We start from the raw sequence: 19,745 nt of genomic DNA, 5'->3' as shown, positions 1-19,745 counted from the left end.
GTTTCTCACAGGCAGCTTGATGGATATTGCTTTCACAAAACAAGAGCGAGCGTTTCGCGATGAAGTTCGCCAATTCCTGCGCGATCACGTGCCGCCGGAGACGCGTCGCAAGCTCATCGAAGGCCGAGATCTCACGAAAGACGAGATCGTCAGCTGGACGCGAACATTGAATAAGAAGGGCTGGGCTGTTCCGGAATGGCCCAAGGAATACGGTGGAACGGGATGGAGTCCTGCGCAGAGCTACATATTTGGTGAAGAATTGCAGATGTACCCGGTGCGCGGGTTGCCAAGTTTCGGGCCTGGCTTGGTAGCACCAGTGATCTATACGTTCGGGAACGAGGCGCAGAAACGGTATCATTTACCGCGCATTGCGAACGCCGATCATTGGTGGTGCCAGGGATTCTCGGAGCCCGGCGCCGGCTCAGACCTCGCTTCCCTCAGGACGCGAGCTGTGCGGAATGGCGATCACTACATCGTCAACGGCCAGAAGACCTGGACGACTCTTGCGCAATATGCCGACTGGATCTTCTGCTTGGTCAGGACGGACCCTCATGTCAAGAAGCAACTGGGCATCTCCTTCCTACTGATCGACATGAAGTCGCCCGGCATTACGGTGCGTCCGATTCAGCTTATCGACGGTAGCTACGAAGTGAACGAGGTCTTCTTCGACACCGTGCGAGTGCCCGTCACTAATCTTGTTGGCGAGGAGAACAAGGGATGGGCCTACGCCAAGTTCCTCCTTGGGAATGAGCGTTTCGGCATCGCTAGCGTTGGCTCTTCAAAAGAGCGTATCCGGCGCATTAAGTGCCTCGCCTCCTTATGCCGCGTTGGTGAAAAGATGCTGATCGACCAGGCCTCCTTCCGAGAGAAGGTTGCCGCACTTGAAGTTGGGTTAAAAGCGCTGGAGGTCACGCAGCTTCGCGTCGTCGCTAACGCATCAAAGCGACAGGAGTCCACGCAAGATCCTGCTAGCGCCATTCTCAAGATCAAGGGTTCGGAAATACAGCAAGCGACAGCTGAGCTTCTGCTTGAGGTCGTAGGACCCTACGCGCTGCCCTATGTGTCGCAAGATGATGGTGAGAACCTCAATGGGCCCCCGATCGGCCCTGATTGGGCCGCCCCTATCGCTCCAGCCTATTTTAATGCCCGCAAGGTCTCAATCTATGGGGGCTCCAATGAAATCCAAAAAAACATAATCGCCAAGGCGGTCCTTCGCCTCTAATGCCTGTTGCAGGCCGACTGCGTGAGGCGGACACACCGTTTCGGGACAGATCTAACGGGCATTGCTCTAGTTCAGGAGGCTTAACTGGTGGACTTCGAGTTTTCGGAGGAGCAGCGGCTCCTCAATGACAGTATCGAGCGGCTCATGCTCGAAGATTACGCCTTCGATCATCGCCGCAAGTACCAGGGCGAGGAAGCTGGCTTTAGCGACGCGATGTGGGCTCGCTATGCCGAGCTCGGGCTTTTGGGATTACCGTTTCGCGAGGCATACGGGGGCTTCGGCGGCGGCGCGGTTGAGATGATGATAGTGATGGAGGCCTTCGGAAAAGCACTCATACTTGAACCCTATTTTGCGACAGTAGTGCTCGCTGCGGGCGCACTGCGCCATGGTGCAAGTGAAGCGCAAAAGGCAGAGTTGATCCCCGCGATTGTAGAGGGGCGGACGAAGTTTGCCTTTGCTTACGCCGAACCAGAGTCGAGATACGATCTCTTCGATGTTCGGACGGAAGCAAAACGGGACGGTGACGCGTGGTCGCTGAGTGGCGCCAAGACTCTCGTCCTCCACGGGGGGGCGGCCGACAAACTGCTCGTTTCCGCGCGAACAGCTGGAACAGCGCGCGAGATGGATGGGATTGGTCTCTTTTTAGTTGCGGGTGACGCGCCAGGTGTAACGCGACGCAGCTATTGGACACAGGATGGCTTGCGCGCGGCCGAAGTCACGCTCGAGAGGGTGCGCGTTGAGCCGTTCGGCGTCATTGGAGATCCGTTCGGCGGATTCCCAATTATTTCCCGCGTGGCTGATGAAGCCGTAGCAGCGCTTTGCGCGGAAGCGGTCGGATGTTTTGCGAGAATGCAAACGATCACGCTCGATTATCTAAGGACGCGCCAGCAGTTCGGCGCGGCGATTGGTTCATTCCAAGTGCTGCAGCATCGTGCTGTCGACATGTTCGTCGAACTGGAGCAATCACGCTCCATGGCGATCTACGCTGCGATGATGGTAGCTGACGGTAATCCGGCGAAGCGCTCTCGAGCAATCTCAGCGGCGAAGGTCCAGATAGGACATTCGGCCAAAGCAATCGGCCAGCAATCGATCCAGCTGCATGGTGGCGTTGGTATGACAATGGAATACAGCATCGGTCACTACTTCAAGCGTGTGACCATGATAGACACCTTGTTTGGAGATGCCGATCATCATTTGCGACGGCTTGCCTCTTTTGGCGGGCTGATCAACGAGGACGACGAGCAGAGTATGTAACCAGAGGGGTGGGTCATTGGAGTGATCGCAACTTCTCTAATCACGAGGACGAAAGGATAATCATGGCTCGCGTCGAAACGGCCTACATAGTCGGTGCATACGAGCATCCCACGCGAAGGGCGCCAGACAAGTCGGTGATGCAGCTTCACGCCGAATGCGCAGCTGGCGCCCTAGCCGACGCTGGGTTGAGTAAAGACGATGTCGACGGCTATTTCTCCGCTGGCGATGAACCAGGCTTTCGCCCCCTTCCGGTGATCGACTTCCTAAACCTGAAGGTACGGCATTGTGACTTTACTGATATCGGGGGTTCCGCGCCTTTGCAGCACATCGCCCATGCCGCGCAGGCCATCGCGGCGGGTAAATGTAGCGTCGCGTTGATTACTTTAGCCGGCCGCCCTCGCACCGCATTCGTAGAGTCCCAACCAGACTTCACTCAGCCTGACTTGTTGTGGGAATGGCCGCTGCGGCAAAGGCTAGTCGATATCTACGCGCTTTGCGCGAGGCGTCATATGCATGAGTACGGGACCACTAGCGAGCAGCTGGCGTGGATCAAAGTGGCTGCCTCTCACCATGCGCAGCACAATCCGCATGCCATGCTGCCGAAAGTGGTGACCACCGAGGATGTGTTGGCGTCTCCAATGGTTTCCGAGCCGTTACATCGCCTTGATTGTTGCGTGATTTCTGATGGCGGCGGAGCCGTTGTAGTAACCCGACCAGAGATTGCCAAGAGCCTCCGGCGGCCCCGGGTGAAGATGATCGGGGCAGGTGAGGCCATTCAGGGACAGTCAGCTGGCGCGGTCGAGCTAACCGCCTCGGCGGCCAGGCAGTCAGGCGCCGCTGCGTTTGCAGAGGCTGGGGTCAGGCCGAGCGATATTCGATACGCCTCCATTTACGATAGCTTCACGATCACAGTGCTTATCGCATTGGAGGATCTCGGGTTCTGTGAAAAGGGACAGGGTGGCCGTTTTGTAACAGAAGGAAACCTGATCTCCGGCTGCGGTCGCTTGCCTTTCAATACTGACGGTGGTGGTCTGTGCAACAATCATCCCGCAATGAGGGGCGGAATCACAAAGGTCATTGAGGCGGTTCGCCAGCTGCGTGGCGAGGCCCATCCGGCCGTGCAGGTCAAGGATTGCGCCTTGGCGTTGGCGCATGGAACAGGATGGCTGATGGGTACTCGGCACAGCAGCGCGACCCTTATCCTGGAGCGGGAGTAGTCCGATGATTGGCACAGAATTTATTGCACAGAGTCCAGAGACTAAGCCGTTTTGGGAGGCGGCGGCTGCTGGTCGTTTCGTGCTGCCACGATGCCGGCAATGCAGCAGAACTCACTGGTATCCCCGCGGCATCTGCCCGCATTGTCTGTCAACGACTATTGATTGGCAGGATTCACCGGGCGAGGGTGAGATTTACTCCTTCGCTATAAACCGCATGGGGAAAGAGCCATATGTGGTCGCTTATGTGGCGCTTACCGAGGGGCCGATCATGCTGACCAATGTGATAGATGCTGATCCAGGCGCATTGTCGATCGGCACGAGCGTAAAGGTGACATTCAAGCCAGCTGTTACACAAGCACCTGTACCTCTCTTCGTCGTGCGTTAGATTGGATAAACCGCGTCAGCTTGCTGAGAATGGCATCAACTTCGTCCCGAAAGGTCCATCTCCGTCTGTCGTGAACGGCGAGACCGGATAGAAGATGCGACCTCGATGGCTGGCAGTTATCTGTGGCCGCTCTCACGGACAGAGCAGTTGCGGCCTGATCCTAGAGGTCCCTTTGGGGACATCCTGCCTGACCCTGGTGGGCCGCTCCTCCGGGAGTGGCCCCCCTTGTGCCAGGTCAGCTTAGAGCCGGAGTCTTCCTAGGGAAGCATCTAGCCGAGAGACCAGCATCGCGAAGCTCGGACCTAGGCGGCACACTGAAGGACCGCCTGCCTGCGATCCGGGAGTGGTCAGTCGGAAAGGACAGGGCGGGCGCAGGGTGGTCCATTCTCCCGGCTGTTGTGATCGTGCTGCAAAGGAGCATCAGAAAGGCAGCGTCCTACGCTTGCCGATCGCTGCGAATGTGTGTGCGCAGCTAATAGCGGCCGCCCAACCGATCGTTCGGGCTTCGCTTCACTGGCAGTTAAAGGCTCGGCGGCGCATCTCGCAGCTATCGCTCGCCGCTTTGAGAGCCATGCGGGAACGTGAGTGATGACGGCCTGCGATAGCCGGCCTATCGAGGCGAGTGCCGACCGTTTCAGAAGCTCTCGAGGGAAGCGATACGCCATGAACGACGCAAGTATCAGATTCAACGACGGCATCAACGTCATCCTCATGCCGGCAAGCCACACCGCCCGATCGCCTCGTTACCAAAAATGCTGCATAACTCGCTTTTACGCCAACATTCTTGCGCCGACGCTCGTCGAGAGCTTCGCACAGCTGCTGAGACGTTGTTGCTTATTGTGGGAGCGACCTTCGTTCGTTCCGCAACTCTGCTTGAGCGCGTCGGTATGCCTCCGGAAGATAAACCTACTGCCATGAGCGATGCACGCCCGTCCCTGCCAAAGTTCAACGCCTCAAGGTCAAGCCGACGTCCCGGAATTTGTCACCATTACGAATCCGTGCCGCGCAATTGCTCGTCTGCGACGTCATCGGGCGCTGCTTCTTTCCAGCGTACTGATCCGAACGGACGCTCCAGCATACGTCGGACGCGAACAGGTTCATGACCGATGTGGAAGGCACTTGCCTGCCCATCTAGCGCTCGTTCCGATTGGGTTGCGCGGTTGCGCTGGCGCAAGTAATCAAGCCACGTAGGGCAGTGATAACGCTCGGTCCACAATTCGAGATCCGAAATATCTCGGGCAAGCGACCAGCCATAGGCTCCGTTGCGCTGACGGAATAGTTGGATGTCCTGCATCAAAGTGTGGAACGAGCGCGCGTTCTGTCGCGCGATTCGATATTCGATCTCCACGACAAGCGGCCCGCTGCGCTCCGTCAGGGCCAGCCTCACGCTTGGATCTTCAAGCATAGTAGGTTCTTCGTCCTGCGCGTTGACGCGCGGCATCGGCAGCCGGAACCCGAGCAGCGGAGAAACGAGCAGCGCGACAGCTGCGAACAGAAGCGCTACGCCGACTCCTGCAGAATCCGTCAGATGTCCCCAACCCCAACTACCGATGGCAATCCCCCCAGAACTGGCAGCTTGATAAGCTGCGAGTGATCGTCCTGCCACCCAGCGCGGCGCTGATAATTGCACGCCGATGCTAAACAGCACCCACGCCACGATCCATGCCGCCCCTGCTACAACCAGCGCAACCGCAGTCAGAACCGGTTCACGACTCAGCGCGACTGCAGCAACTGCCCCGCCCATGGACACAGCGCACGCACGGATCGCAGCCTCCCCGCTCAACCGCTTACGTATCTCCGTGATTTTGAGTGCGCCGATCACAGCCCCTAGACCAAAGGAGGCCAACATGATGCCATAGATTTCCGCACCACCGTGCAGAAGATCGCGCGCCACCAGCGGCATCAAAGCAAGGATCGCACCGCCGAAAACACCCATAAACATAGAGCGGATCAGGACGATCTTGATCGCAGGCGAATGAATGATGTAGCGTATGCCTGACACCATAGCACGGTGCAGGCTTTCGGGCGGCAACCGCGAGGGTTCACTGACGCGCTTCCAGAGAAGCAGAGCGATTACCAGCGGCAGATATAGGAGCGCGCTAAGCGCGAACGCAGCCACCGCGCCAGCGGCTGCAACGACGATTCCACCTATTACGGGCCCGACGCTACGCGCGATGTTGTAGCTGATGCCGTTAAGCGCTACTGCCGCGGGCAACGCTTCCGAAGGCACCTGTTCGCTTACGGAGGACTGCCAAGCCGGGTCTGTCAAGGCAACACCGCTGCCGACTACAAAGCAGAGCGCCAGCAGCAGGTTTGGCGTGGTTAGATCGAGCCAAGCAAGCGTAGTCAGGGCCGTCACGCCTGTAAACGAGACGCCGAGTGAGAATAGCATTACCATTCGACGGTCATACATGTCCGCGATCGCTCCGGCCGGCATCGAGATCAGCATGACCGGCAGCATCAGCGCCGTCTGCACCAGGGCGACCATCTCGGCCGTCGATGTCATCTGAGTCATCGCCCAAGCGGCACCCACCCCCCTGATCAGGGCGCCGAGATTGGAGAGCAGGCTTGCAAGCCATATCCGACGGAAAGCGGCATGTTGGAATGGGGCGGTGATCCCGTCGGCGTTACCCGTCGGGAGTTTTGGTTTATCACTCATGTGAGTTTGGAGCTTACCTGTTCGATATTCTTACGGGGCGCAAAAAACATGATTCCGCAAAGTCGGCCTCTCTCAACCATCTAAGAAACTGGGGATGCAGTTTCCCGCAGACAGCGGCGATCAGACGGTGATAGAAGAGTCCTATCCTGGCGCGAGCTGACGATCTTCGGCTGAGAGCGGTAGAGCGGCGGTGTACCTGCGACCTGCTGCGCCTCAATAGTTCGATGAGCGGCCTCTAGTGGATTCATTTAGCGATTCCGAGTTGGCGACTTTCACGGCAACGGTTCGTGGACGTGAGTGTAAGTCGGCCTCTTAACGCCAGATCGAAGCCGCCTACTGAGCCGATCGTAGAGTAAAGCATTGCGTATTTTGCGCGTAATGTGCGCGTGGTTGATTGAAAAATGCGGCAAGTGCGGAGTTTGCTAACAGCATCAGAATCGCTACAGCCGGAGCCAATGAAACCTATGTAGGCTTCGCCACGGCTCACTAAACCATTTCGGGAACATCCGAAATAAGCATCGTAGCTCTCGCTAAGTGGCGGGGTATAAAATGTTTGGAGGAACATCCGCTCCGCCGTCTTCGCGCGGCACGCGTCTTGGCGCTGTGACGCGTCCGCGCACACGAGCACAGCCATGCACGCAACAGGCGGAGCATGAATTGATCGCAGCAGCTACGCGCGCACTCGGAGATGCAGCTACAATTCTGCCGATCGACGATGCGAGGGCACGGTTGTTGTTGAAGCTGATTCGACTGTGCGCGGCCGTCGTCGGCTGTGCGTCCGGCGCTGTTCGCTGGCTGAACGGGGATTGCTATACCGGTTGTCGGGAATTGCCACTGGAATCGCGAAGCCTGCCTTCACCCGATCCATTACAACCAATGTCTTGAAGCTTTTGACATCCCGGTTTTCGTAGAAGAACCGTTGCGTAAACTCCTCGTACTCTTCCATCGTATGGGCGGCAATATAGAGTGCGAAGTCTGCGTCGCCGGTAATGTAAAAGCCATTGATGACTTCTACTGACGCTTTGATGGCCTTCTTTAACCGATCTACGACATCAGAACGCTTGCGTTCCAGTGTCACCAGTACCAGCATTTGTAAGGGCCATCCCACTGCCTTCGCCGAAACGATTGACACATCGGCCTCGATGATTCCCTCCGAACGAAGCCGCTTCAGTCGACGCTGACATGCGGTTGTCGAAAGACCAACCGCTTCAGCCATCACCTCGCAGGTCACACGGTTGTTCTTTTGTACGATCTCGAGGATGTGGGCGTCTATTCGGTCGTATTGCATATCCAGGGCTCCGGTCAATTCCAAGCTAGTGGGGTGCCTGGTACTTGTAATAGAGCAATTTGGCTGTATTGTCCTATATTAATTGCATGACAAGTGATGCAGAACACGAGGAACAGTATTAAGATACCTATAAACAGTGGCGGCCCGCGGCAGTGGACCTTGGTTGCGCATTTATTGGAGGAGACACATGGCTGAACAACGTGCCGTCGCTATCATTGGAGGCGGTGTAGTCGGGGTGAGTTGCGCGCTTATGCTAGCGCGGGAGGGGCACACCGTCACGGTCTTCGAGGAGGGCCGCGTCGGCCACGGTTGCTCTTGGGGCAACGGCGCCCAATACAATGCTGGATCGGCTCTTCCTATGGCTCATCCCGGTGTCATGTGGCGCGCGTTGCGCTGGTTCGCTGATGCTGATGGCCCGGTGCGCCTCGCCCCGCGTGAATTGCCCCGCACCATGCCATGGCTAGTACGCTTCCTGCGTACGGGGCGTCCGCAGACCTGGGAGGCGGCCTATACGGCGTTGCACGCCCTTAACCAACCATGCGCGGCTCTGTATCGCGATATGCTCGGCGACACCGACTGGAAACGATTGTTCCGGCCGAACGGCGCTCTCCATGTTTGGCGCAACCGATCGCCGAGCCCGCTGGAAGAGCAGGTGGACGGCCTGCGGACGCGGCATGGCGTGGCCTTTGAGAAGCTAAGCGCCGAGCAAGTATACGAGTTGGAGCCTGCTTTGTCCCACGATTACAAGCGCGGGATATACTTTCCCGGCAGTGGTCACGTCACGTCGCCTCCGGGGCTGGTAGAGGGCTTGATGAATAGAGCCATTGCGCTAGGCGCTTCAATTCGGGCCGCGCGCGTTGAGACGATAGAGCCGGGCACGGAATGTGTAACGCTGCAAACGAGCGCCGGTCCCCACCGCTATGACAAGGTGGTTGTCGCGGCGGGTATCGCTAGCCGCGATCTGGCACGCTCCCTAGGAATTTCCCTGTCGCTGGCCAGTGAGCGCGGCTATCACATCACCATGCCCGCTGGTTCCGGTGCCATTAGCCGCCCGGTCACCGACGCGGCCTCAGCCTTCGTTGCCACGCCGCTCCAGGAAGGGCTGCGCATCGTGGGCATCGCCGAATTCGATGCGCCCGACGCGCCGCGCAACGTGAAGCAGAACAAGAAGCTGCAAGCCTACGCCCGCACGATGCTCCCTGACATTTCCCTCAGCCAGGTGACTGACTGGATGGGTGTAAGACCATCGACGCCAGACAGCCTCCCGATCATCGGCGCCCATCCCAAGCACGCGTCCATCTTGTTCGCCACTGGTCATGGTCACATGGGCATCAGCGGTGCCCCCATGACTGCGGCTATCATCTCTGACCTCGTGGCGGGCCGCGCGCCCCGCATTTCAAGCGTCCCTTACCGCCTTCGATAAGGGGGTAGCCACTTAGCGTTGACTGCTTGATGCTGAGCGTCTCTGCCGTTCGGCGGAGGCTTTGATGTGGGACGCAGCTATCCGCCCAGAGTGACTGGCACGGTTGAAAACCATGGCGAGCTGCCCGTGACCAAGGTTTCTCCCGAAGGGGGCAGATCCATGCCGGTGAACCCGACTTCTAATTGTATCCTGCCGTGAGCTTCGTGCTTCTTATTCATGCATGTTGTGCACAGGGGAGCTTGATCTGCTTGGCAACGCTAGGACAGAGAAAAATGGGTGTCCTGCCCGCTACCATGCTTGAGGCTTGGTCGCCGCCGGCGCTCGATCGCTGCTTCCGTTCGACAGGGATGCCTCGCCCGGAGCAGGTTTTGCATGAGCACGATATCTTTTTGTATTGCGTTGTCACCCGGTTTTGATATAGTACATTATCGAATTGTCATAATACAGAGTCTGCTGAGACTAGGACAACGAGGGAGGAGCATTCCCATGAATCGTTACCTGCGTGCGATTGTTGCTGTCACCTTTGGTGCGGCGGCGCTGTTCGGTCCGGCCTGCATGCCGGCTCGGGCTGAAAATCCCTCCTTGGTGCTCGACCGGATCAAGGCCAGTGGCAAGCTCAAATTTCCAGTGATGGTCGCGGAAGAGCCGGGCTACATCAAGGATCCCCGCACGGGCGAATGGTCAGGATTTTTCGTCGACTGGGGTAAGGATATCGCGAGTCTGCTCGGCGTTCAGGTCGAATACTATGAGACCACCTGGGGCAACCTCGCAGCCGACTTTCAGGCCGGCAAAATCGACCTTGCGGTGGCGCTTAATCCCAACCCTCGCCGTGGCCTCGTCATCGACTATGTCCCGGGCTCCATTGTTGAGGGCATCTGGGCGCTCGTCGCGCGTCCTGGCTTTACGCCCAAGACCTGGCGCGAGATGGACAAGAAGGAAGTGCGCGTCGCCGTGCAGAAGGGCGGCACAATGCAAGTCATCGCCGAATCCGTGATCCCGAACTCCACCATCGTCGTGGTGCCCACGCGCGACCAAGCGGTGCTAGAGCTACAGTCAGGCAAAATCGACGCGATGATCATTGCCGACCAGGATGCGGCCCTTCTCGACTCCAAGGGCGTCGGCAAGGCCGTGGTACCCACACCGATCCTGCGCAACCCTGCGACGATCGGCATCCGCCGCGAAGCCGGAAACGAGGGCTTCTCCAACTTCCTGGCCAATTGGATGTCGCAGCAGAATTCGCTCGGCCTCGCTTGCTCGCGCATCACTCGTTACATGCTCGAGCGCGGCATCGACATGAAAGTGGTTCCCCAGTCCGGCAAGTATTGCTGACGCCATGCGTACGAGCCGTCTCTTCACAGTCATCGACAGCCACACCGCAGGGCATCCCACCCGAACGGTCATGGCGGGCATCCCTCCGTTACGCGGGGACAGCGTGCGCGAGCAGCGGGACGATTTCCGCAACAACCATGACGGCTTGAGAACGTTACTGCTCCATGAACCGCGCGGGCATGCCGCCACGGCTGCGGCTGTGCCCGTGCCCTCCCGTGAGGCAGACCAGGGTCTTTTCTTCATCTTCTCCTACGCCTATGCCGACATGTGCGGTCATGCCACGATTGGCTACATCGCCAGTCTAGCTGCGATGGGGGCGCTCCCGTACGGCTTTGAGCGAAACGGCATGTCCATCGAGACCCCGGCGGGTATCGTCCATGTGACCGGCACGTTCGAAGCCGGGCGGCTGACCTCTGTCCTGTTGCGCAACGTACCCTCTTTTGTGCTCGCCTCCGATGTTGTTTCGGAGGTCGAAGGTCTCGGCACAGTGACCTGCGACATTGCTTATAGCGGGATCACCTACGCACTGGTCGACGCGGACGAAGTCGATCTTCCATTCAGCATCGACCATGCCAGCCGATGGTGCCGCGCGGGGGTCGCGATCAAGGAAGCGCTGAATGCGAGAAGCGGAGTGCCGCAGGTCGACAGCGTTCTGTTTTACCAGTCGATTACGGCTGGCGCCCGCCATTTGGTGATTTTGGCCGGCAATAAGTTCGACCGTTCGCCTTGCGGCACCGGGACATCCGCCCGATTGGCCCAGCTTCACGCCCGCAGGCAGCTGGTCGTGGGCGCGCACTACCGAGCGGAGAACATTCTTGGCGTGCCCTTTGAGGCCAAGATCGCGGAGTTGGGCAGAGGGCATGATGGCCAGCCCGCGGTCATTCCCGAGGTGCGGGGCATGGCTCATATCGCTGCATTCTCTACGCTCGTGCTGGAAGCGGACGATCCGCTGCCAGCCGGCTTTCTTCCCACCTGACGGGGGAGTGCCATGAAATTTGATCCGTCCATCGTCTTTGCGAATTGGGACATTCTTGCCTACGGCCTGCTCGTCACTCTGAAGTACACAATCTACACATGCGCCATCGGATTGGTGGTCGGCCTGTTTGTGGCGCTCCTTCAGCTCACCCCCTGGCCATTGGTGCGATGGACCGGCCGAGTCTGGGTCGAGTTCTTCCGCAACATTCCCCTGCTCGTGCTGCTGATGTGGACCTATTACGCGCTGCCGATCTTTCTTCAGATCCAGATCGGCAAGGAAACGGCGGGCATCCTGGGTCTCGGGTTCTACGCCAGCGGCTTCTATGCGGAGATCCTGCGTGCCGGCGTCCAGTCGATCGACCGTGGCCAGACCGATGCCGCAATCGCTTTGGGAATGGGGTACGTGCAGCGCATGAAGCGGATCATCCTGCCGCAGGCGCTCCGCCGCATGGTGCCGCCGCTGATGGGCCAGACAATCATGCAGCTCAAAAACACGACTCTTCTCTCCGTGCTGACCATCCCCGACCTTCTTTATCAAGCCGGCTATATAGCCAGTTTCACCTACCGGCCGATGGAGGTCTACACCGCGATCGGCCTCGTCTTCATCCTCTTGTTGTTCCCTCTCAGCGCTCTTTCCCGGCGATTCGAACGCAAGGAGGCCGCGTGATGGCCGTAACATCCTCTGAGCTCGTACTGAGCGTACGGGGCATAGAGAAATCGTATGGAAAAAATCATGTACTTCGCGGCGTCGATCTCGATGTCCATCGCGGAGAGGTGGTCTGCCTGATTGGCGCGAGCGGCTCGGGCAAAACCTCGCTGCTACGATGCATGAACCTGTTGATGGAGCCTGACCAGGGCGAGATCGTCATCGAGGGGGCGCCTCTCTTCCGTCGCTGCGGGGCCGAGCGGCTGAAGCTCTCTGGCCGGCAGGTCAGCGCGGTGCGCGTCAAAACCGGAATGGTGTTCCAGAGCTTCAACCTGTTCCCCCACCGTACGGCGCTAGAGAACATCATCGAAGCCCCAGTAGTGGTGAAGAAAGTGGCGCGCGGCGAAGCCGAGGCCCGGGGTCGCGAGCTCCTCACCCGTATGGGTCTTCCCGAGGCCGGGCATAAATACCCTTCACAATTGTCGGGCGGTCAGCAGCAGCGCGTTGCCATCGCCAGGGCGCTAGCTATGCAGCCCACCATCATGCTTTTCGACGAGCCGACCTCGGCGCTGGACCCAGAACTAGTGGGCGAGGTGCTCGCCGCCATCCGCCAGCTCGCCGCCGAAGGAATGACCATGGTGATCGTCACCCATGAAATCGGCTTCGCCTATGAGCTGGCTGATCGGGTGGTCTTCATGGACCAAGGAGTCGTTGCAGCCAGCGGAGCTCCCCGTGAACTCCTGCTTTCGAGCCAAAACCCGAGGCTCGCTGCCTTCGTCGGCCGGTTCACTGAACAGGCTCGCCTTCTCGGCCCCCTCACTTCGCAGGCGGCCGCACCTTCATCCACATCTCCAGCATAGGACTGTAAATCATGACCAACGTGAACTGGGGCGGTATCTTCCCCGTGCTCGTCACTCCCTTTGGCGCCAACGGCTCCATTGATGAGACCAGATATAAGGCGCTCATTGACGATGCGATCGCCAATGGCGCGCAGGGGGTCGTGGCCGCTGGCAGCACCGGAGAATTTTATGCGCTCACCAAGGCCGAACGCGCGCATCTCTACAAGTTGACCGTTGACCATGTGGGCGGCCGTGTTCCCGTGCTGGCAGGCGTCGCCGATTTGCGTGTCGAGGACGTGCTGGAAGCGTGCCAATCGGCCGTGGCAGCGGGGTGCGCGGGCGGCATGATCCTGCCACCCATCTACGCTATGCCGAGTCCGCGTGAGATCGTGACCTTCTTTGAACACATCTCCCGCAACACGTCACTGCCGCTGATGCTCTACAACAGCCCACGGCGCGCTGGCATCGACATCACGCCAGCCCTTGTGGAGCAGCTCTCTGCGCTGCCAACGGTGGTCGCGATCAAGGATAGCTCCGGCGTCATTACTCAAGTGACTGAGCTTGTGCAGCGTGTCGGGAACAGACTTCGTGTCTTCGTCGGTTACGAGACAATGATCGTGCCGGCCCGCGCCGTTGGTGCCCACGGAGTTGTCGCCATGGCGCATCAAATCGCCGGGCCTTTGATCCGCGACTACTGGGACAAAGCCCTGGGCGGTGACAAGGGATTGGACGATCTCGGCCGCGACGTCTTCGCCTTCTATCGTTGCTTCCAGTCCGGATCCTATTACGCGGCCATCAAAGAAACCATGAGCCAGCTAGGTCGGAGCGCAGGTGACCCGCGTCTGCCGCTGCTGCCTTTGGCAGACGAACAAAAAGCGGCCATCGCGAAGATCATCTCTGAGGCCGGTCTTACTCGCTGGGCTAAGGCCTGAGGGGATCGTTCCAATCCTGCCGTTAGCGAAATTAGTATCGATCGCAGAACCCACTAATTGGGCGGGCAGAGACGGTTCACATCTAAGCCGCCTCGACAAAGGGGCTCGGTCGCATCGGGCTCTCGTTCACTCGCGTCTGAGCGCAACATATCCGTTTAAGGAATAGAAGATGTATACCAAACTGGCACTCCTCATAGATGGTGAGTGGATCGAGGAAACCAATGCTGGAAGCGAGACCGTTCTCAACCCGGCGACGGAGCAGCCTCTTGGCAAGCTGCCGCACGCGGGGACGGAAGAACTAGACCGCGCACTCACGGCGGCAAACCGGGCCTTCGAAGGCTGGAGGCGCACCTCGCCGTATGAGCGGGGGCAGATCTTGCGCCGCGCGGCCGGCCTGATGCGAGAGCGTTTAGACCATATCGCCACTGTGCTGACCTTGGAGGAAGGTAAGACCCTCGCGGAAGCGAAGGGAGAGATCACCGCCGCGGCAGAGTTTTTTGACTGGTTCGCGGAAGAGGGGCGGCGCAGCTATGGGCGAGTGATCCCGGCGCGCCTGCCCGATATGCGCCAGACGGTCACGCAGGAGCCGGTCGGCCCCGTCGCTTGCTTCACGCCCTGGAATTTCCCGGCAGTAACGCCCGCGCGCAAAATCGCTCCCGCTCTTGCCGCCGGATGCACTTGCATTATCAAGCCAGCTGAGGAAACGCCGGGGACCACGCTAGAGATGGCGAGGGCGCTCACCGACGCAGGGTTACCCAAAGGCGTACTGAACGTGGTTTTCGGCATACCGGCAGAAGTGTCCGAATATCTCCTGCGTTCCCCCATCATCCGCAAAATCTCGTTCACTGGATCAACACCCGTGGGACGTCAGCTCGCTCGGCTTGCAGGAGAGACCCTGACGCTCGCCACGATGGAGCTGGGCGGCCATGCACCGGTGATCGTCGCGAAAGACGCCGACGTGCAGCGCGCGGCGGAGCTCTCCATGACCATCAAACTGCGCAACACTGGCCAGGTTTGCACTTCGCCGACACGGTTTTTCGTCGAACAGCCAGTTTATGAAGAGTACCTCGAACACGCTCGTGCCTTCGTGGATAAGCAAGTGGTCGGAGACGGCCTGCAAGCGGCCACCACCGTGGGGCCGGTCGCCAACGCGCGCCGTATCGCTGCCATGGACGACCTGATCTCCGACGCCTTATCCCATTCGGCGCGTCTTGTGGTGGGAGGTGAAAGACTGAAGGGGGCCGGTCTGATGTACAGGCCCACCATCCTGGCGGATATGCCCGAACAGGCGAGAGCCATGAGAGAGGAGCCGTTCGGCCCGCTTGCGCTGGTACAACCTGTTGATGACCTAGAACAGGCCATCGCACGGGCGAATGCATTGCCGTACGGTCTCGCCGGGTACGCCTTCACCCGCTCTGCCGCGACTGCGAACCGCATAGCGGAGCAGATGGAGGTCGGAGTCATCGGCATCAACCAGATGGTGGTGACAATACCCGAAACGCCGTTCGGCGGGATCGGCGACAGTGGCTGGGGCCGCGAGGGCGGCATCGAAGGCTTAGAGTCCTATACGGTAAGGAAGTATGTCGGCCATCTTCATGTCTAGCAAACGATGAGACCGAAACGAAAAGGAGCGCGGGAGATGAGCTTGGACGGGCCGGTTTCAGGCTGGCGACCTCGGCAGCTCGCTTCCGAGGGACCGCGGTACCTAGCCCTGGTCAACGCTCTGGAGCAGGACATTGCCGATGGCCGGCTGTCGGATGGCGATCGTCTGCCACCGCACCGAGACCTGGCACGAGAGCTTAGTCTCTCGGTCGGTACCGTGAGCAAAGCCTATCAGGAGGCGGAACAACGCGGGATCGTCAGCGGCCATGTCGGGCAGGGTACCTTTGTCCGGCGCCGCTCCGCTTCCCGAGCTGAGCCGACGGCAAAACATCAACCCGTTAACCTGGCGCTGAACGTCCCGGTGGAGGGTGGCGAGCGGCAGATCTTGTCCACGATGTTCAATGAGGTGGTGCGCGAACCTGATCTTGCACCGTTGCTGCGCTACCATCCCCATGGCGGCATCTGGGAGCACCGCGAGATCATCGCAGCTTCGCTGTCTGATAACAGCTTCACAATCAAACCTGCCCAGTTGTATCTATGCAACGGCGCTCAGCACGCCATCGACATCGCCCTTCGCCTCGTCGCAAAGCCAGGTGACAGTATCTTGGTCGATACCCTCACATATTCCGGCTTCAAAGCGATCGCCGCTGCTAGCCACCTCAATCTGGTGCCCGTCACGATGGACGAAGAGGGAATAGTCCCGGAAGCAATGAAGCAGGCGTGTCGCGCGTCTGACGCGCGGGTGCTCTATTGTATGGCAACCTTACAGAGCCCCACGGCTCGCACCATGGGTCTCGCCCGCCGGCGCCGAATCGCTGAACTAGCCGAAGAGCTCGATCTCGCCGTCATAGAAGATGACGTTTACGGCTTCTTCTTCACGGAGCGTCCGGTGCCGATCGCCTCCCTGGCACCTAACCGCACCTTCTATGTCACTTCTTATTCCAAGTGCCTTGCGCCCGCCTTTCGGCTCGGGACATTAACGGTCCCGCCGCACTACATTGCTCAGACCGAGCTACTCCTGCACGCGTCCGCCTGGTTTGTGGCTCCCATGCTAAGCGAGGTGGTAATCCGGATGATCGAGAGCGGCAAGCTTGAAGAAATTCTGCATGAGCGGCGTCTGCAAGCGCGCGAGCGCTACCAGGTGTTCCTGGACGTTTTTCCGAACGCCTCAAAGCTTCATTTCCCGGCCTTCTACGGATGGTTGCCATTGCCGGAAGGGTGGTCTGCGGATCAATTTGCCGCCACCGCCCGAGGTCGGGGCATACTTGTGACACCACGCATCGCGTCGGCGGTCGGCGAAGTTGATCCCGGCGCAACACGCATCTGCCTTGGCGCACCAAGGGATCTTTTCGAACTCTCCGACGTGCTGCAGACTTTACGCGATATACTGGCTCGCTATCCGATAAACGTCGTTTCTGTGGCCTAACCGTCTCTCGCTCTGGTTTGTTCTATCCGTCGTGTTGCCAAATACGGGAGCGAGATTGTACTCGTATTCAGACGTTCTGAGCTTCGACGGACGCTTGCGAGACGAATCTCCTACAATACATGATCCAACCGTTCCGGGATCGCCCCGTTGCTCAATTTGGCTCGATCACCAGCGCTCTACCAGCGGATCGAAGCTGGAGCTGAGGTTCACCGGCTCCTGAGAGCCTGACCGAAAAAGGGTGAGCGGCTTTGGCTGGCCTGTGATTCCTTCGGATTTGCAAAGATTCGAGGGAGGACGCCATGCCATGGACCAAGGCCGCTCGTATCCAGTATCAGCGCAGCGGACTGCGTTACACAAGTGATCTGACCGATGCAGAATGGGCGTTGATCGCCCGGATGATGCCGCCGCGACGGCGATTGGGCCGGCCGCGGGAGGTCAATCTGCGCGAGATCGTGCAGGCGATCTTCTATATTCTGTCGAGCGGCTGCCAATGGCGAGCCTTGCCGAAAGAGTTCCCGCCATACTCGACGGTGCAGGGCTATTTTTACGCTTGGCGCGATACGGGTCGATGGCAGCAGATCGTCGAGGCCTTGGTTCGGAAGGCGCGCCGAAGCCTCGGACGAAAGCCCAAACCGACAGCTGCAGTTATCGATAGTCAGACCGCATCTACGACGGAGGCCGGCGGGCCACGCGGATTCGACGCCGGCAGCGTCGATGCTTCTGACGACCTGCTGTAGGGCCAGTCGTCGCATTAGCCAGCATATTTCGGGACTACTCGCCCTGGCAGTCACCAATACTGGGGTAGTCAACTACACCACTTGGATAATGGCCCAACAATAGCTGCTACCAAAGGATGTTCCTCGACCAACCGCTAGGCGTCGACAGCTTTGGTGCGCCGCAAGGGGGTGCGGCTGCTGTCGAAACCCTTAGCTCGTGCGGCGCCATCGGCCTCAGTGCCAGCAACCAATGCCAGATATCTGTCGAGAGCCTTCTGAAATTTCGCGCTCCATATCTTTTGCGCTTCGTCGCGTCTTCCGTGCCGGATCGCTTTGTACAGCCGCATAATGTACCTTTGGGCGTCCCCTTTGCGATCGGTGTAGACGACGGAAAAGAAATTGTTGAATCGCCTGATGTCACCGGTCAGTTCCGAAAAATAGCGCATCGTTCTTTGAAGGCCCGTCGCGTCTACGATGGCTTGCTGAAATTCAAGATCAGTCTTCACTGACTCTGCTTGATCCTCAAATTCGGAGGATTTCAGGGCATTTTGTGCGAGCTTTTCTATCTTTTTCAATGCCTTATCGGAAATTTGCTTTGGATGAGCGAAAATATGATCAAGCGCTAACCTGCCCATGGCCATTCGAAGATTATATACTTCGGCGATACTATCCGCGTCGACTGCGGTCACCGATGCACCTCTATTCAGCTTTATTTCAACAAATCCTTCTCGCGCCAAAAGCCGTAGAGCCTCGCGGACTGGATGGCGGGAGATATTCAGCATTTCGATCAGTTGCTGTTCAACAAGCCGATGGCCGGGCTTGAAATGCCCGGTGATTATAGCATTGCGGATCTGCTCTGCCGCAAATTGAGTGCTTTCAATACGGGTCATTTGACCCAGTACAGCACTATTCCCATGTCTAGCTCGCATCGAGTTCTCCTCGTGACCCTATAGAGGATACGTACACGGGAATCTCATTGTATACTATATACAGGGGGCGATGAAACACGAAAGAAGCGCTGCCGTTCGATGGTCCGCACCGCGGATCCACTCTACGCCTCGAACGACACACGGCACTGGCGCCGGATCAAACGCTCGAGTGATCTCCGAGAAGCGCGCGGTGCGACGCACCCCGGCAAAACTTAAGATCTCAAAAGCCGGTCTGAATTCGCCTAAGCTCCTGCACCTTTCGCTCAACCTGAATACGACGCAGAGCTGTAGCTGAGGTGTGCCTACGGAACCGCGTCAACGTTCAGCAGTCGGTTCCTGGCGCGCTCGGCGATTCCGCTCACGCGCAATTAGCAAGGCTGCACGAGAAAGCAGTTCGCGAACTCATCCGGGATTGTGGATACGCCGCGAGAGTTTTGGATTGCTGCGAGGCATCGAAGCGATCGTGCGTGGCAGGAGCAGGCAAGTCGGCCGAATGGTGAGTATCAAGCCTCCCGAGCTCGGCCGTGCTCCGCTGCCGGTTCATCGTACTGAGTGATCTCTTCCTGAATACAAATTTTCGTACCGGTGCAGAGTTCGCGGACGTCGCGCGTCGGCAATCCTTACACAAACGCATGAACAACGGGATTCTGTTGACGGATTGTAGATAATCAGTAATCTATGCAGCATGGCTGCAGCCACTGTTTGCGGCGTCCTGCAATCGTGGTCGTGCTCGCTATTGCTTCGCGACGTCAGTTACTCCGCTGATGTTGGCGGCAACTTTCGTTCTCGTATGCGTGAACAAAGACCAGCTTGATCAGCGGCCCCGCGAAAGATTAGAGGCGCTTTCATCAAAGACGAGGTGCTCGAAAGTCCATCGCAAGAGCAAACCACGAGAAGACATAC

The 19,745-nt window shown here is 58.7% G+C and carries 14 protein-coding genes and 2 pseudogenes; 13 read left to right on the top strand and 3 right to left on the bottom strand.

Going from position 1 to position 19,745, the window contains the following annotated elements:
* Positions 1–19: 19 nt before the first annotated feature.
* The 4 genes from pimC (at position 20) to IVB27_RS34555 (ending at position 4,078) form a co-directional block, all read left to right on the top strand.
* Positions 20–1,222 carry a pimeloyl-CoA dehydrogenase large subunit gene (pimC, locus tag IVB27_RS34570; protein WP_247447207.1) on the top strand — a complete coding sequence of 401 codons (1,203 nt, stop codon included), beginning with the start codon at positions 20–22 and terminating at the stop codon, positions 1,220–1,222.
* A gap of 87 nt (positions 1,223–1,309) precedes the next feature.
* Entirely contained in the window at positions 1,310–2,476 is a 1,167-nt protein-coding gene (locus IVB27_RS34565) for an acyl-CoA dehydrogenase family protein (protein ID WP_247447206.1), read from the top strand.
* Between the two features lie 62 nt (positions 2,477–2,538).
* Positions 2,539–3,693: a thiolase family protein gene (locus IVB27_RS34560; RefSeq protein WP_018458281.1), complete on the top strand. Its 1,155-nt coding sequence runs from the start codon at positions 2,539–2,541 to the stop codon at positions 3,691–3,693.
* A 4-nt stretch (positions 3,694–3,697) separates the two neighbouring features.
* Positions 3,698–4,078: a Zn-ribbon domain-containing OB-fold protein gene (locus IVB27_RS34555; protein WP_083926517.1), complete on the top strand. Its 381-nt coding sequence runs from the start codon at positions 3,698–3,700 to the stop codon at positions 4,076–4,078.
* 988 nt (positions 4,079–5,066) lie between these two features.
* Here the strand turns inward: IVB27_RS34555 and IVB27_RS34550 are convergent.
* Together IVB27_RS34550 and IVB27_RS34545 are read right to left on the bottom strand one after the other, a co-directional pair.
* A complete protein-coding gene (locus IVB27_RS34550; RefSeq protein WP_018458282.1) occupies positions 5,067–6,737 on the bottom strand; it encodes an MFS transporter in 1,671 nt (556 codons plus the stop codon).
* An 823-nt stretch (positions 6,738–7,560) separates the two neighbouring features.
* A pseudogene (locus IVB27_RS34545) lies at positions 7,561–8,025 on the bottom strand (Lrp/AsnC family transcriptional regulator); the annotation flags it as partial.
* A gap of 187 nt (positions 8,026–8,212) precedes the next feature.
* Here IVB27_RS34545 and IVB27_RS34540 point away from each other — a divergent pair.
* The 9 genes and pseudogenes from IVB27_RS34540 to IVB27_RS34500 form a co-directional block, all read left to right on the top strand.
* Positions 8,213–9,448 (top strand): NAD(P)/FAD-dependent oxidoreductase, encoded by a 1,236-nt coding sequence (locus tag IVB27_RS34540; protein WP_247447204.1) that lies wholly within the window; start codon positions 8,213–8,215, stop codon positions 9,446–9,448.
* Between the two features lie 372 nt (positions 9,449–9,820).
* Positions 9,821–10,777 (top strand): transporter substrate-binding domain-containing protein, encoded by a 957-nt coding sequence (locus IVB27_RS34535; protein ID WP_247447203.1) that lies wholly within the window; start codon positions 9,821–9,823, stop codon positions 10,775–10,777.
* Positions 10,778–10,781: 4 nt separating this feature from the next.
* Positions 10,782–11,753, top strand: coding sequence for a proline racemase family protein (locus IVB27_RS34530; protein ID WP_256468488.1), 972 nt, complete (start codon positions 10,782–10,784; stop codon positions 11,751–11,753).
* Positions 11,754–11,765: 12 nt separating this feature from the next.
* On the top strand, positions 11,766–12,419 hold the full coding sequence (locus IVB27_RS34525; RefSeq protein ID WP_247447201.1) for an amino acid ABC transporter permease: 654 nt from the start codon (positions 11,766–11,768) through the stop codon (positions 12,417–12,419).
* Positions 12,419–13,258 carry an amino acid ABC transporter ATP-binding protein gene (locus IVB27_RS34520; protein WP_247447200.1) on the top strand — a complete coding sequence of 280 codons (840 nt, stop codon included), beginning with the start codon at positions 12,419–12,421 and terminating at the stop codon, positions 13,256–13,258. The genes IVB27_RS34525 and IVB27_RS34520 overlap by 1 nt, the downstream gene beginning before the upstream one ends.
* An 11-nt stretch (positions 13,259–13,269) precedes the next feature.
* Positions 13,270–14,169: a dihydrodipicolinate synthase family protein gene (locus IVB27_RS34515; RefSeq protein ID WP_247392873.1), complete on the top strand. Its 900-nt coding sequence runs from the start codon at positions 13,270–13,272 to the stop codon at positions 14,167–14,169.
* A 169-nt stretch (positions 14,170–14,338) separates the two neighbouring features.
* Positions 14,339–15,772: an NAD-dependent succinate-semialdehyde dehydrogenase gene (locus IVB27_RS34510; protein ID WP_247447199.1), complete on the top strand. Its 1,434-nt coding sequence runs from the start codon at positions 14,339–14,341 to the stop codon at positions 15,770–15,772.
* A gap of 36 nt (positions 15,773–15,808) precedes the next feature.
* A complete protein-coding gene (locus IVB27_RS34505; RefSeq protein ID WP_026233550.1) occupies positions 15,809–17,197 on the top strand; it encodes an aminotransferase-like domain-containing protein in 1,389 nt (462 codons plus the stop codon).
* A gap of 299 nt (positions 17,198–17,496) precedes the next feature.
* Positions 17,497–17,904, top strand: a pseudogene (locus tag IVB27_RS34500) (IS5 family transposase); the annotation flags it as partial.
* A gap of 164 nt (positions 17,905–18,068) precedes the next feature.
* Here IVB27_RS34500 and IVB27_RS34495 read toward each other — a convergent pair.
* Positions 18,069–18,803, bottom strand: coding sequence for a GntR family transcriptional regulator (locus tag IVB27_RS34495; RefSeq protein ID WP_018458293.1), 735 nt, complete (start codon positions 18,801–18,803; stop codon positions 18,069–18,071).
* Positions 18,804–19,745 lie beyond the last annotated feature (942 nt).

Source organism: Bradyrhizobium sp. 197, from assembly GCF_023073375.1.
Lineage (GTDB): Bacteria > Pseudomonadota > Alphaproteobacteria > Rhizobiales > Xanthobacteraceae > Bradyrhizobium.
The sequence above is the reverse complement of the archived record's forward strand: the minus strand, read 5'-3'. Positions and strand labels throughout refer to the sequence as shown.

Excerpts from the sequence above, each read along its gene's own strand:
- IVB27_RS34505 (WP_026233550.1), top strand. The coding sequence starts at position 15,809 with ATGAGCTTGGACGGGCCGGTTTCAGGCTGGCGACCTCGGCAGCTCGCT.
- IVB27_RS34525 (WP_247447201.1), top strand. The coding sequence starts at position 11,766 with ATGAAATTTGATCCGTCCATCGTCTTTGCGAATTGGGACATTCTTGCC.
- IVB27_RS34520 (WP_247447200.1), top strand. The coding sequence starts at position 12,419 with ATGGCCGTAACATCCTCTGAGCTCGTACTGAGCGTACGGGGCATAGAG.
- IVB27_RS34540 (WP_247447204.1), top strand. The coding sequence starts at position 8,213 with ATGGCTGAACAACGTGCCGTCGCTATCATTGGAGGCGGTGTAGTCGGG.
- IVB27_RS34560 (WP_018458281.1), top strand. The coding sequence starts at position 2,539 with ATGGCTCGCGTCGAAACGGCCTACATAGTCGGTGCATACGAGCATCCC.
- pimC (WP_247447207.1), top strand. The coding sequence starts at position 20 with ATGGATATTGCTTTCACAAAACAAGAGCGAGCGTTTCGCGATGAAGTT.
- IVB27_RS34510 (WP_247447199.1), top strand. The coding sequence starts at position 14,339 with ATGTATACCAAACTGGCACTCCTCATAGATGGTGAGTGGATCGAGGAA.
- IVB27_RS34550 (WP_018458282.1), bottom strand. The coding sequence starts at position 6,737 with ATGAGTGATAAACCAAAACTCCCGACGGGTAACGCCGACGGGATCACC.
- IVB27_RS34530 (WP_256468488.1), top strand. The coding sequence starts at position 10,782 with ATGCGTACGAGCCGTCTCTTCACAGTCATCGACAGCCACACCGCAGGG.
- IVB27_RS34555 (WP_083926517.1), top strand. The coding sequence starts at position 3,698 with ATGATTGGCACAGAATTTATTGCACAGAGTCCAGAGACTAAGCCGTTT.
- IVB27_RS34515 (WP_247392873.1), top strand. The coding sequence starts at position 13,270 with ATGACCAACGTGAACTGGGGCGGTATCTTCCCCGTGCTCGTCACTCCC.
- IVB27_RS34495 (WP_018458293.1), bottom strand. The coding sequence starts at position 18,803 with ATGACCCGTATTGAAAGCACTCAATTTGCGGCAGAGCAGATCCGCAAT.
- IVB27_RS34535 (WP_247447203.1), top strand. The coding sequence starts at position 9,821 with ATGAGCACGATATCTTTTTGTATTGCGTTGTCACCCGGTTTTGATATA.